At 58.0% G+C, this 13,609-nt stretch carries 10 protein-coding genes; 3 read left to right on the top strand and 7 right to left on the bottom strand.

The features are described 5' to 3' along the window. Window positions 1–71 precede the first annotated feature (71 nt). Window positions 72–1,931, top strand: coding sequence for an ABC transporter ATP-binding protein (locus tag PMI22_RS02950; RefSeq protein WP_007948829.1), 1,860 nt, complete (start codon window positions 72–74; stop codon window positions 1,929–1,931). Between the two features lie 96 nt (window positions 1,932–2,027). On the opposite strand, the gene mqo is transcribed toward PMI22_RS02950, so the two are convergent. Together mqo and PMI22_RS02960 are read right to left on the bottom strand one after the other, a co-directional pair. After that, entirely contained in the window at window positions 2,028–3,674 is a 1,647-nt protein-coding gene (gene mqo / locus PMI22_RS02955) for a malate dehydrogenase (quinone) (protein ID WP_007948828.1), read from the bottom strand. Between the two features lie 315 nt (window positions 3,675–3,989). Continuing rightward, window positions 3,990–4,700 (bottom strand): GNAT family N-acetyltransferase, encoded by a 711-nt coding sequence (locus PMI22_RS02960; RefSeq protein WP_007948827.1) that lies wholly within the window; start codon window positions 4,698–4,700, stop codon window positions 3,990–3,992. A gap of 296 nt (window positions 4,701–4,996) precedes the next feature. Between PMI22_RS02960 and PMI22_RS02965 the strand changes: the two genes are divergently transcribed. Continuing rightward, a complete protein-coding gene (locus PMI22_RS02965; protein ID WP_007948824.1) occupies window positions 4,997–8,395 on the top strand; it encodes an Ig-like domain-containing protein in 3,399 nt (1,132 codons plus the stop codon). 59 nt (window positions 8,396–8,454) lie between these two features. Here PMI22_RS02965 and PMI22_RS02970 read toward each other — a convergent pair whose 3' ends face one another. The 3 genes from PMI22_RS02970 to PMI22_RS02980 all read right to left on the bottom strand — a co-directional run bounded on the left by PMI22_RS02970 (window position 8,455) and on the right by PMI22_RS02980 (window position 10,650). Next, on the bottom strand, window positions 8,455–8,814 hold the full coding sequence (locus PMI22_RS02970; protein WP_007948823.1) for a DUF6124 family protein: 360 nt from the start codon (window positions 8,812–8,814) through the stop codon (window positions 8,455–8,457). 67 nt (window positions 8,815–8,881) lie between these two features. Next, on the bottom strand, window positions 8,882–10,009 hold the full coding sequence (locus PMI22_RS02975) for a GGDEF domain-containing protein (protein WP_007948822.1): 1,128 nt from the start codon (window positions 10,007–10,009) through the stop codon (window positions 8,882–8,884). A gap of 71 nt (window positions 10,010–10,080) precedes the next feature. Continuing rightward, window positions 10,081–10,650, bottom strand: coding sequence for a YceI family protein (locus PMI22_RS02980; protein WP_007948821.1), 570 nt, complete (start codon window positions 10,648–10,650; stop codon window positions 10,081–10,083). A 209-nt stretch (window positions 10,651–10,859) separates the two neighbouring features. Between PMI22_RS02980 and PMI22_RS02985 the strand changes: the two genes are divergently transcribed. After that, a complete protein-coding gene (locus PMI22_RS02985) occupies window positions 10,860–11,606 on the top strand; it encodes an SDR family oxidoreductase (RefSeq protein WP_007948820.1) in 747 nt (248 codons plus the stop codon). 110 nt (window positions 11,607–11,716) lie between these two features. On the opposite strand, the gene PMI22_RS02990 is transcribed toward PMI22_RS02985, so the two are convergent. Both PMI22_RS02990 and PMI22_RS02995 read right to left on the bottom strand, forming a co-directional pair. Further along, the gene (locus PMI22_RS02990; RefSeq protein ID WP_007948819.1) at window positions 11,717–12,364 is read right to left on the bottom strand and encodes a hypothetical protein; all 648 of its coding nucleotides are present in this window, start codon (window positions 12,362–12,364) and stop codon (window positions 11,717–11,719) included. 554 nt (window positions 12,365–12,918) lie between these two features. Next, window positions 12,919–13,599, bottom strand: a complete 681-nt coding sequence (locus PMI22_RS02995) for a phosphoribosyltransferase (protein ID WP_007948818.1) — start codon at window positions 13,597–13,599, stop codon at window positions 12,919–12,921. Window positions 13,600–13,609 lie beyond the last annotated feature (10 nt).

The raw sequence follows: 13,609 nt of genomic DNA, 5'->3' as shown, positions 1-13,609 counted from the left end.
CACTACACATAACCCTCAACGTAACCTTTAAATGGCAGAATCTCCTTCACTTGATCGTTTCGGAGACCACCATGCTTCGCGTATTTGAACAAAGACTCGACCCCTTCCCGCCCGACGAGGTGCCACCGCCACCCGAAGGCCTGGCTCGGTTCCTTTGGGCATGCACACGGGGCGCCCGCGGCTATATTCTTGCGTTTGCGCTGCTCAGTGCCGCAGTGTCGATCTACGAAGCCTGGCTGTTTTCTTTCCTCGGTCAGGTCGTGGATCTGCTCTCGACCTGGCAGGCCGGTGGTGATGCGGCTGCGCAGGAAAGTCGCGTGTTGTGGGGCATGGGCATCGTTATGGTTGCCAGCATCGGGCTGGTGGCGTTGCGAACCATGGTGCAGCACCAGATATTGGCGATCAATCTGCCATTGCGGCTGCGCTGGGACTTCCACCGCCTGATGCTCCGGCAAAGCCTTTCGTTCTTTTCCGATGAGTTCTCCGGCCGGGTCACCACGAAGGTGATGCAGACTGCGCTGGCCGTGCGCGACGTGCTGTTCACCCTTATCGAGATCGCACCTGGAATCGGGGTGTATTTCATTGCAATCATCGCACTGGCCGGCGGCTTCGCACTGAAACTGATGCTGCCCTTCGTTGCCTGGATCGTGTTGTTCGGGCTGGCCATGCTGTACTTCGTCCCTCGTCTGGGGAAAGTCGGGCAGGAACAGGCCCATGCGCGTTCCTCGATGACCGGACGTATCTCAGACGCCTACACCAATATCACGACAGTGAAACTGTTCTCCCATTCCAATCGTGAAGCGCACTTCGCGCGCGCGGCCATGGAGGATTTCAAGCACACCGGCTTTCGCCAGATGCGCCTGGTCAGCCAATTCGAGATCGTCAACCAGGCGTTAGTGGTGGCGTTGATCATGGCTGCGGGGGGTTATGCGCTTTGGCTGTGGCACCAGGGCGAAGTCGGCGCAGGTGCCGTGGCGGCGATTACCGCCATGGCGTTGCGTATCAACGGCATGTCGCACTGGATCATGTGGCAAATGACTTCGCTGTTCGAGGGCATCGGCACCCTGCAGGATGGCATGGCAACCCTTACCCGCGGCCCAAAGGTGCAGGATGCGCCGGACGCGGGCGTCCTGGTGACCTCCGGCGGGGCGGTCACCTTCGACAACGTGAGCTTCAACTACAACGGCGAACGCCAGGTACTCGATGGCCTGAGCCTGAACATTCATCCGGGCGAAAAAATCGGCCTGGTGGGCCGCTCCGGCGCCGGCAAGTCCACGCTCATCAACTTGCTGCTGCGCTTCTATGACGTCGACAGCGGGCAGATTCGTATTGACGGGCAAGACATTGCGCACGTGACGCAAGACAGCCTGCGCAGCGCCATTGGCATGGTCACCCAAGACACGTCCCTGCTGCACCGTTCCATTCGCGACAACATCGCCTACGGCCGACCCGATGCAAGCGACGCACAAATCCGCAGTGCCGCGGCCAATGCCCAGGCCGATGAGTTCATCAGCCAACTGAGCGACCGGCAAGGGCACACCGGCTACGACACCTTGGTGGGCGAGCGCGGCATCAAACTTTCGGGCGGCCAGCGCCAGCGCGTCGCGATTGCCCGAGTGATGCTCAAGAACGCCCCGATCCTGCTACTTGACGAGGCTACCAGCGCGCTGGATTCGGAAGTCGAAGTGGCCATTCAGGAAAGCCTCGATGAAATGATGGAGGGAAAAACCGTCATCGCCATCGCCCATCGGCTGTCCACGATTGCGGCGATGGATCGACTGATTGTCATAGACGATGGACGCATCATCGAACAAGGCACCCACACCGAATTGCTCGCCAGGAACGGCATCTATGCGCGGCTGTGGCACCATCAGAGTGGCGGGTTCCTGGGTGAGGATCAGTCGGTAACCGAGGCTATGGACCAGGTATGAGCGTGAACGGCCCGGCAGCTTCCCTTTAAAAACCACGGCCCACAAAAAAGCCCACTGACCGTCACCGGTTCAGTGGGCTTTTGATCAGCTCTCTGGTTACAGAGCCATATCAGTCGCAGCATTAGCCTTTGGCGCTTTCCCGGCATCAGCCGGAGCTGCAGCCGGAGCGACCACTTGCCCAATCGCTGGCGGCGGAGTCAGTTCCAGCACCTTGGCGGTGTAGGCCCACTCTTCGGCCACTTTTTCAGGGCTGACATTGAGCTGAGTGCCATAGCTCGGCACGATCTGGTGCAGTTTTTCCTGCCAGGCAGGCGTTGCAACCTTGTCTTTGAACACTTTCTGCAGCACGGTCAGCATGATCGGTGCAGCGGTCGATGCGCCCGGAGAAGCACCCAGCAGGCCAGCAATGGTGCCGTCTTGCGAAGCAACAATCTCGGTACCCAGCTTCAGCACGCCACCGGCGGCTTCATCGCGCTTGATGATCTGCACGCGCTGGCCGGCTTGCCATAGGCGCCAGTCTTCGGCTTTGGCGTTCGGGAAGTATTCTTTCAGGGCGTCCATGCGGTCTTCGTCAGACAGCATCAGCTGGCCGGCAAGGTACTCGACCAACGGGTATTCCTTGATGCCGACCTTGGTCATTGGCCACACGTTGTGCGTGGTAGTGGTGGTCAGCAGATCCAGGTACGAGCCTTCTTTGAGGAACTTGGTGCTGAAGGTCGCGAATGGGCCAAACAGGATGACGCGCTTGCCGTCCAGAACACGGGTGTCCAGGTGCGGAACCGACATCGGCGGTGCGCCGACGGAAGCTTTGCCGTAGGCCTTGGCCAGGTGTTGTTCGGCGATGGTCGGGTTTTCGGTCACGAGGAACGAGCCGCCTACCGGGAAGCCTGCGTATTCCCGGGCTTCAGGAATGCCGGACTTTTGCAGCAGGTGCAGGGCACCGCCGCCCGCGCCGATGAATACGAACTTGGCGTCGGTTTCGGCTTTGCTGCCGTCTTTCAGGTTTTTGTAGCTGACGCGCCAGGTGCCGTCTTCGTTCTTGGTGATGTCCTGCACTTCGCTGGACAGCTTCAAGTCGAACTTGGGCGTGGTTTGCAGGTGCGCCACGAACTGGCGGGTGATCTCGCCGAAGTTAACGTCGGTGCCGATCGGCGACCAGGTGGCCGCGACTTTCTGGTTCGGGTCGCGCCCTTCCATCATCAGCGGAACCCACTTCTTGATCACCTCCGGGTCTTCGGAGTACTGCATGCCGGCGAACAGCGGGCTCGCTTGCAGGGCATCGTAACGCTTCTTCAGGAACTTGATGTTGTCATCGCCCCACACAAAGCTCATGTGCGGTGTGGAGTTGATGAACGAACGCGGGTTCTTCAGCACGCCTTGCTGAACTTGCCAGGCCCAGAACTGACGGGAGATCTGGAACGCTTCGTTGATTTCAACGGCTTTGGGGATCTGAACGTTGCCCTTGTCGTCTTCCGGGGTGTAGTTCAATTCGGCCAGGGCGGAGTGACCGGTACCAGCATTGTTCCAGCCGTTGGAGCTTTCCTGAGCGACGCCGTCGAGGCGTTCGATCATTTCCATCGACGTACCAGGTTCCAGCTCATTGAGCCACACACCCAGGGTTGCGCTCATGATGCCGCCGCCAATCAGCAGCACATCGACTTTCTTTGCCTCATCCGCCTGTACAGACGTGATCCCCATCGACAAAGCCAGCCCCAGCAGGGCCGTATTCATTTTTTTAAACATCTGTAGCACCTATGATAAAACGCCATCCGCCCTTCCATCTTCACGAAAAACCCCTTGCTCACGGCATTCAGGCAGGATGTCGTGAAGGTTCGTACATGATGATTGGAGGGTGGGCACACAAGGCCGACTGACTGCATCGACCTCAGTTATATGTCCCTGCTGAACTGACTTTTTATCATTATTGGCTTCAGTTGCTTGAGCGACATTGATCCTGTCGGCACGTCTCCAAGACGGGCCAACTGAACAGGTCAAACCAAGTTGGCGCGCAGAATATCACGGCTCGGCGACCGCGCGCTCCCGAAAGGACCTATCAGTCTAGTCTAGACGAGGCTCGTTCGCCGCGTTCTGGCCCAAACGATTCAGCACAAACACCTTGGCGGTGCGGGTCATCTGGTCCAGATGCCGGTCGCGCTGCTTCTCGGCATCGATCATTGCGCGCTTGCCGTGTTTTTGCAGCAAGTAGTGATGGATCTGCCGAACTTCCAGCGAACTGTAGATCGAGGCCACATCCAGCAGCCCCATCAAACCTTCACTGCTGTAGTCGCGGGTGTTCATCAGCACTTGCGTGCCGCGTACGCCCAACACCTGAAAGCCCATCGATTCGAACCACGGCACTTTGGCGACGGCGCAGGTCAATTCGGCGTGCGGGTAGCGATGGGTCATTTCTTGCAGCATGGCCCGCGCGACACCTTGACGACGATGGCTGGCATCGACCGCCATGTAGGCCACGCCGCACGCCTGGGGATCGTCTTTCATCGGCAGGTACAGCAGGAAACCGATGACCTTCGCCGAATCGTCTTCGTCGGTCGCGACGATCAACTCGACCGTAATCCCCTTCTCCCCGTTGAGCGCGTCCAAGTACAGGTGCACCTCGAAACCGACCGTGTATTGGTACACGTTGTACAGCGGATTGCTCGGCGCGATGCCGACCATGCTGATGTCGGTCAGGTTATCGACCACCAGTTGCAGGATCTGGCTGTTGATGTGCTCCGGGCACTGGGTTGTGAAGTGGGTGAGTTGGGGCATTGAATGTCTGACTCCGGGATAAGGCTTACTGGGCATCGGCCGGGGTATTGTCACAGATTGATCGCCACGCTGCTGCCAGCGGCTACAGAGGTTGACCCGAATCGCTAGCTCCTTTCCCCGACAATGAGGAATTTCCCCCGGTTTTACGCACTTTCCCCCAATCCTGGGATAACCCATTTGTCTTACAAAGGACCTTGTTTTACTAAGACTTTCGTCTGACGTTTCTCATGGCTCAGCTTTTGCTTCGGCCCAAAGGGCGAGTGCCATCACCGTGGCATGCCCTAACGAGAACAATCATGAAGAGCTCAGTCCCTGCGAACAAGTCATTCGGCTATTCCATGGCGCAGGGCATTACTTCGGTGGTGATGATCACGTTCAGCGTGACCACCCTGAACGCTGCCCCCATCGATGATGTCGGACAACCACCACCCACCGACCCCTCAGCATTCATCAACCAGCCGGCTGATCCAGCCGCTGCGCTGGAAGCACTGAAGAGCATGCCAACGACGAACCAGGGTTCATATGCCCTGCCCAACGGCGTGTATGGCAACAAGGACACGACTCGCATCGATAACGTGTTGCCACCCGCGGCGCAAACGACGTTCAACTTCCCCACGAACGGCAAACCCAGCCCCCTGTTTGGCGCGCTACCGTTCACCCAGCAACTGCTGCTGTTCGAAGAATTCGGCACGGAAAAACTCGACCCGACCCTGCCGCAACCGCCGCTGTCGTTCCCCGTACCGCTGGCCGGCCCGGCGCCTGCGCAAGATCCGAACAGCATCGCTCGCAGCGGCCCGTCGGCCGCGGCACTGGAAGCCTTCATGCGCCAGCCGGGGCTATACCCGTTTCCGTCGCAGTTTTCCAACGTGCTCGACCGCAATCCGTGGAAGGCGCAGATCGAAGCCTTCCTCAATCGCCAACCGGTCGGCTCGCCGGCTGAAGGACGGCCACCAGGAAAGGGTTGGTCGCATCAACGCTGGAACGAGTTCTACCCGCAGGTCGCCTTCAAAACCGTGCAAGCGGGCGCCAAACTCAACGGCGGCATGCGCGACCGCCGGCAATTGCACAACTACGCCGTCGGTGAGTTCGGGCCGGGCGGGCTCTACAACCAGACCTCGGAAACTCCGATCGCGATAGGCACGACCAAAGGCATCGATACCCGTTTTCACCCCAAGATGCCGATTCAGAACCACAAGGCACTCTGGACCTTCGACGGTACCTTTCCGCCAAAACTGCTGATGGTGCGGTATGGCCAACCGGTGCTGATGCGTCACTACAACGCCCTGCCGATCGATCCGTCGGCCAATTTCGGTTTCGGCCTGCATACCCTCAGCACCCACGAACACAACGGGCACTCTCCAGCTGAAAGCGACGGGTACTCCAATGCGTTTTTCTTTCCGGGGCAGTATTACGACTATCGCTGGCCGATACAGCTGGCCGGTTACGACAGCATCAACACCACGGCGCAGGATCCACGCGCGGCTTTCCCCTGTGCACCCGGTGAAACGCTGTACGTCAACGACACCAGTCCCGGGCTGAAAACCTGCGACAACGGCACCATCAAAATCCGTGGCGACTGGCGCGAAACCATGAGTACGCACTGGTTCCACGACCACATGCTCGATTTCACCGCGCAAAACGTCTACAAGGGCAACGCGGTGATGATGAATTACTACAGCGCTTTGGATCGCGGTAACGAGGCCGTCCAGGACGGCGTCAACCTGCGCCTGCCCAGCGGTTCGGCGCTGCCGTGGGGCAACCGTGACTACGATGTGAACCTGATGATCGCCGACAAGGCCTGGGACGCCAACGGCCAGTTGTGGTTCAACCCGTTCAACACTGACGGCTTTCTCGGCGATCAGATCCTGGTCAACTGGCAGTACCAACCGGTGCTGAAAGTGCGGGCGCGCAGCTATCGGTTCCGCATCCTCAATGGTTCGGTATCACGCTACTTCAGACTGGCAATGGTACGGCAGATCAACGGCAGCGGCGGCGAGTTTCCAGGCCCGGTGGGTTCCGGGATTTCCTACAACCGCGTGCCGTTCCACCTGATCGCCAACGACGGCAACATCATGGCGCACACCCTGCCCTTCGACGGCAGCATGGACCTCGATGGCGACGGTGATTTTCAGGACCACAACGCCATTCTGCCGGTCCAAGGCATCGCCGAACGCTACGACATCATTGTCAACTTTGCGAAATACGGCATCAGCGCCGGCGACAAGATTTTCCTCGTCAACCTGATGGACCACCAGACCGGTAAAGGCCCGGAAAAAATAGAACTGTCGCTGGCCGACGTGCTGGCCGAAAAATACAAAGCGGTGCTCAAGGTCACCAGTAATGGCCTGAAGTGGGACAACGGCGATCCGGCGGTGGGCAGGTTTATGCAATTTCTGGTGCAGCCTTACGCCGGTCAGGACGTGAGCATGGACCCGGTCGCCTATGAGCCTGCCAAACCCGGCAAGCCCGCCGGCAAGATCATGATCCCGTTGACCATCGACCGCGATAACCCCAATGACCAGGCCAAACTTGCCACAGCACGGCATCGCGAGTTTATTTTCGGACGTTCCGACGGCACCGACGAAGCCCCCTGGACCGTCAAGACCGATGGCGGTTTCGGCTACTCCATGGACCCACGCCGGTTAGATGCCGCGCCGCAATTGGCCACCGGTCCGACGGACGCCGGCTTCTCTGGCGACGGCACCCTCGAAGTGTGGAAAATCGTGAATGGCGGCAACGGCTGGACCCACCCGGTGCATGTGCATTTCGAGGAAGGCGTAGTTCTCAAGCGCGACGGCAAGGCACCGCCGGATTGGGAAAAATGGGCGCGCAAGGACGTCTATCGCATTGGCGAAGGGATCGACAGTTCAGAGAACGTTGAAGTGGCGGTGCGCTTCCGCGAGTTCGCGGGCACTTACATGGAGCACTGCCACAACACCCAGCATGAAGACAACTCGATGCTGTTGCGCTGGGATGTCGAGAATCCCGGCCAGTTCCAGCTGATGCCAACGCCCCTGCCCGGCTGGGACGGAGTCACTTACGTCGCCTCCGTGGCGCTGCCTACCTTCCGCACCGGCGATAAACGTGACAACAACGAAGGAGACAACCAAAAACCGGTGGCCAACCCTGACAGCGCTACCAGCAGTAGCAGCCAGCCGCTGACCATCAACGTGCTGGCCAACGACACCGACCCGGACGGCAATCTGCCGCTCAAGGTGGTGGAACTGAACCAGCCGGATTCGGGTAAAGGCTCGGTCAGCACCGACGGTTTGCGGGTGGTCTACACCCCACCGGCGATCGTCCCCGAGGCGTTCACCGCGACCTTCACCTATCGGGCCAGTGATGCCAAGGATGCGAAGTCTGACCCTGCAACGGTGTCCGTGTCGGTCACGGCTGCAGCAGCCACCGAGACGCTGGCAGTCACCAACGCGTTCGTCACCGTTCGTACCGACAATCGCTACACCTGGGATATTTCCGGGACCACCTCGCGTTTTGCTGGAAATAGCATAACGGTGACCGTGACCTCTACAGCCGGGACGCTTAATCTGGGCAAGGCTACGCTCACGCAGGTCGGCACGGGTGCGAAGTGGCGAGTGCTGGTGGCGACCTCCGGTGCCGGACCGGCGCCAAACCCTACCATCACTGTCAAGTCTGCGCTTGGCAAGACGATAACGGCGCCGATCAGCGTGCGTTAAAGCGGCAACTACAGCCCCCCTGTGGCGAGAGAGCTTGCTCCCTCGCCACAGGACAGCCGTTACACCGGTGGCTCGATCGTATCCAGCATCCGGTTCGCCGTGATCTCCGCCACCATGATGCTGTTTGAAATACCCAGCAGGGCGTAGCGCGATTCACCCTCCAGATGATCCACCAACTGATGGACCATCACATCGACCGGGGCCAGCGTCTCGACCAGAAAAACCGCCAGGGTTTCGGCAGTGGCCGCAGGGTCCACGGAAAACAGAGTGCTGCGCGTTCGCGCGGTGGCTTTGATGTCGGCATTCGACGGGAAGTGGAAGTTGAGGGCCCGCTCGGCGGCCTCGTTGAGTTTTTTTGAATCGGGTTCGTACGGGGACACTGGATCGGCGTCTGGTGGATTAGGTGTGACCTTGAACATGGTGAAACTCCTAGAGAGATGGAGCTGCCACCATTCGCTGCGAAACGAAAATAAGGTGGCCCCGCCCTTACTCTGAAACAGCCACCTGGTTTCGCCCGCGCGCCTTGGCCCGATAAAGCGCCTTGTCCGCATTGTTCATCAAACTTTGCAGATCATTGTCGTGGAACTCCATGGAGGCGACACCGAGACTGGCCGATATGCGGTGGACAGGGCTGGACATCAAACCACCGATAGCCTGGATCAGTTGCTCGGCCAAATTAACGGCAACCTCTATGGAGGTGTCTGGCAGCAGGATGGCGAACTCTTCGCCACCCAACCGGCCGAATACATCTGTTTCGCGAAAACAGCCACTGATGACGACACCCATTTGACGCAATACCTGGTCGCCGACCTGATGGCCGTAGGTGTCATTGATGTGCTTGAAATGATCCATATCCAGCATCACCACGCACAGTGGCAACCGCTTGTATTGGCAGTCATTGAACAGTTGCTGCGCGCGCTCGAAAAAAGCCCGGCGGTTTTTCAATCCAGTGAGTTCATCGGTTTGTGCGGCGTGCGTGGAAATGCGGTGCGCATGCTCCATTTCACGAGTCAGACGAAAAGCCGTTTCCAGGGCTTCGGACAGTTTGCGAGTCGCGCTGACGGCCAACGAGGCAAACACCAGGACGGCCAGCGCCATACCCAATTGCAGGGCCGTCGGCTGAAACAACAGCCACAGCGTACACGGCAACAACACCAGGCCAATCGACGCTAACGTCATGTACCGATAGGACGAGTAACATGACACCGCGCTGACGGACATGCCGACGGCGAAGAGCAGGACCAGCGCCTGGGCCAGCAGGTCGTTTGCCGGCATGATCGCCAAAGCGCCTGCGCCCCAGATGCCGGCAGACAAGATCAGTGTCACCCAGTACGTCTGCTCCCAGCGTTCAGGTGTGCGCTCACTTTCCGGGCAGCGGAAATAGGCAATAAACATCAGGACGCGCAGCAACGACGAGGCGGTCAGCAGGCCAATCCAGCCGAACATGAGGCGGTGATCTATACGCTCCCAGCACAGACCACACAGCATGATCGCGGCAAAGTAACTGCCGAACACCGCAGAAACGGATTGGTGGAATAGCTGGCGCAAGCGGTCACCCCGCACTTGCGCGGTAATGAACGCCTCCTGATCGTGCCGAAATCCTGGGCGACCCATTTGATCCTCCTGATCATGATGCTGTGCCAAAAAACGATTGTGACACCCAGCCACCCGGGTGAACAAACGGATTACTGCTGCGGCGCAACCATCTTGAACCGGATATTGATGTCATCGGAAACGACGGCATCCGCATATTCACCGTCGCCGACTTTGAAATCGCTTCGCTTGAGCGTTAACTGGCCATCGAAGATCCCGACGGCTTTCTCCGCTTTGAGGTGGACCGGCACCGCTACTTCGCGGGTGACGCCTCTGAGTGTCAGCTTGCCGACAATCGTGTACTTGTCGTCACCGAGGGCTTTCACGTCGGTCGATTCAAAGGTCGCCACGGGATAAGCCGCCGAATCGAACCACGCCGGCTTTTGCAATTCAGCGTTGGCGTCACTGCTGCCGGCATTAATGCTGTCGAGCTGGATGGTGAGCGACGCATGGGCCGCTGCGGGGTTCGTCGTATCGAAATCAAGCGAGGCCTCGAACTTTTCAAACGTGCCATACACCCGCGAGCTGAACTGGTTGTACGTGAATGAGATCTTGCTCGCGGCTTGATTGACTTGCGTGTATTGAACCGCTTGGGCACAGGGCAAAAAGCCGAAGGTGAACAAAGCTGCCAGTACCGCGAGCCGCGGGAATCGAACAGTCATGGGATTCTCCGGTCAAGGCGTCCGGTCATGAGCCGATACGCCTGCACACGCAGGTCAGCGATAGGAGGACTAAAGCAAAGAACCAACGTTTCTTCCACCTGCTGCGCGGACTTCCGACCATCTGTCGGCCAACCCGGCCCAGCGCCCTGTCCTGCCACCTGCGCGGGTCTTTAATTACCGTTGCACTTGCCGCTTTCGGGAGAATGGACATGAAGATCGTCGTCATCGGAGGTACCGGGCTAATCGGCAGTAAAGTCTGCAAAAACCTGCAGGATCTAGGCCATGAAGCCTTCGCGGCGTCACCGAGTACCGGCGTGAATGTCATCAGCGGCGAAGGGCTGACGGAGGCGTTAAAGGGCGCCGACGTGGTGGTCGACGTGGCGAACTCGCCCTCTTTCGAGGACCACGCGGCGTTGCATTTTTTTGAAACCGCCGGGCACAACCTGTTCGCGGCGGAGAAGCTCGACGGCGTCAAACACCATGTGGCCCTGTCAGTTGTCGGCACCGAACGAATGCTCGACAGCGGTTATTTCCGGGCAAAAATGGCACAGGAAACGCTGATCAAAAAATCGGGCATTCCCTACACCATTGTGCGGGCGACGCAGTTCTTTGAGTTTATCCATGCCATTGCTCACTCCGGGCGTGAGGAAGGTGACACCATTCACCTGACGTCCGCCGCGTTGCAACCGGTGGCCTCGGCCGATGTCGCGGCGGCGCTGACCGCTATCGCGCTGAAGGCGCCTGCCAATCAGACCGTTGAAGTGGCTGGCCCTGATAACCGCCCTCTCGTTGAGTTCGCCAGCGATTACCTGAAACACACCAAGGACCCGCGCCAACCCATTGCGGACGACACGGTTCCTTACTTTGGTGCGCCGATCAATGATCAGTCACTGACACCGGGCGCCAACCCCATCGTCGGCGCGACCCGGTTTCAGGAATGGCTCAAAACTCACTAGGCGACTGCAAAAAAACGACCTCCTTTGATACAGGCATTAGTTGCCTGCACAAAGGAGGTCGCTTCTGTCAGGCTCTGAACTGGCCTGTAAGGTTTACTTGCTTAACTAACTTAACAAGCGCCCGCGAAAGTCTGCGGAGATGCAACGGCGTAGTTCGGTTGTTTCGCCCGTTGAGTCAATGCAAGCATCGTCAGGAACCCCAGTGCAATCAGCACCGGATAGGCCATCAACAGTTCAGTCAGGGAATACTTCCAGGCCAGCGGTCGCCCGATGCCCAACATGGCCGCATACATCCAGGACACTGCCGACAGCGAGCCGCAGAACAGCGCCAGCATCCGGGCGCTGAACTCGAGATTGAGCAATGAACCTGCCTTTTGCAGAGCGGGCAAAACCAGGCGATGCAACACGACACCGTTATAAGTCAGCAACGCAACAATAATGACTTTGGCTTGAAGTTTTGGATTCATGAAGTAGTTCATGCCTTTTTCCAGGTAATCTATACCGATGATCGCGGTACCGGTTACCCACAAGCCTATCAACGCAACAACCACAGACTTCTGAAGACTTTCCATGTGAGCATTATCATGCTCGGTTAATGTTTTTCGCTTAAACAAATCTCTGACCATCGCAATATCACTGGTCAACACCAAACCAATGGCGACACAACAGGCAACCAAATGGACATAAACAACGCCCATTCGTAAAAACTCGATGAATTCTTTATTTTCAATAAGGCTCATAATTGTATTTATCGCCACGGTACGTTCTCCACCTTTATTCGACAGTACTGATCGATGCTCTACAGGTTATGTACTTATTCCAAAACACCTGTTCGATCTACTGATTCAAGATAAGCCAAATCATAGACCTGGCACGGCTAAGTTCATTGACTCGCAAGGCGAACCAACAATCTGCTTAAGTGTTTCTCCCGGGATACAGTAAAAAAAATCCCCATAGCATTCGATGCACATGAGGTTCACTTTTCCACTTCTTTACTGCGGCTTTTACTACGGCTAAGGGGGGCAGGTCATGAATGACCGCTGATGAATGAGAGCCCTAGAATACTCGAATGTTCATTTTCCGAGCACACTACCGACAAACGGTAGTTAGAATTTGTGACTTATCGCGCCAACACTAAGTCATCAACTTCCCTGATAAGCCCATGAGCACTGGCCTGCTGAATTTACATCGACTTCATCATAAATTTATTGGATCCACTAGTTGCCGACGCTACCAAAGGGTGTGTAATAGCGAGCGGCTCGCATTCTGGACACAACACCTAAAACAGTCATACTTTTTACATTGGCAACTCTCAGGGTGGATCGGCGCAGTCTTCTTTCGCCCAGGCCCGATGCAACAGCCTGATGACTTGCGCATCCGAGGTCTGGGAAAAATCCATGTACCAATGCCCGATCGACATCAACCACTCAGGCATGATCGGGCAGATCAATTCATCCACTTCACTGCGCAACGCCTCGACTGTTTCGGGTGGTCCTACCGGCACCGCGACTACGATGCGAGACGGCGCATGCGCCCGCGCCGCACGTATAGCTGCCATCATCGAGGCGCCTGTCGCCAGGCCATCGTCGATCAGAATCACCACTTGATCCTTGAGTTGCACCGGCGCGCGCGCTCCCCGGTAAACCTGCTCGCGCCGCAACAGCTCGCGCGTCTCCCGCGCAACCACCGCATCAAACGCGGCGGGATCAATCGGATGTGCCCGCAGTGCTTGTTCATTGAGAATCTGCACGCCGCCGCTGGCTATCGCGCCCATGGCGAACTCCTCATGCGATGGCACTCCGAGCTTGCGCACCAGCAACAGGTCGAGGCGAATGTCCAGCGCCGTGGCCACTTCATAGGCCACCGGCACGCCGCCACGGGGCAAGGCGAGAACGATCACTTCCGGGCGATGAGCGTACGCGAGCAACGGCGCCACCAGACGCCGACCGGCCGCTGTCCGGTCCTGCAAAACGATGTTCGAGGGGGGACTCATTTGAAAACCT

The organism is Pseudomonas sp. GM21, assembly GCF_000282215.1.
Taxonomy (GTDB): domain Bacteria; phylum Pseudomonadota; class Gammaproteobacteria; order Pseudomonadales; family Pseudomonadaceae; genus Aquipseudomonas.
Note: the sequence above shows the minus strand (reverse complement) of the source record. Positions and strands in the feature narration are given on the sequence as shown.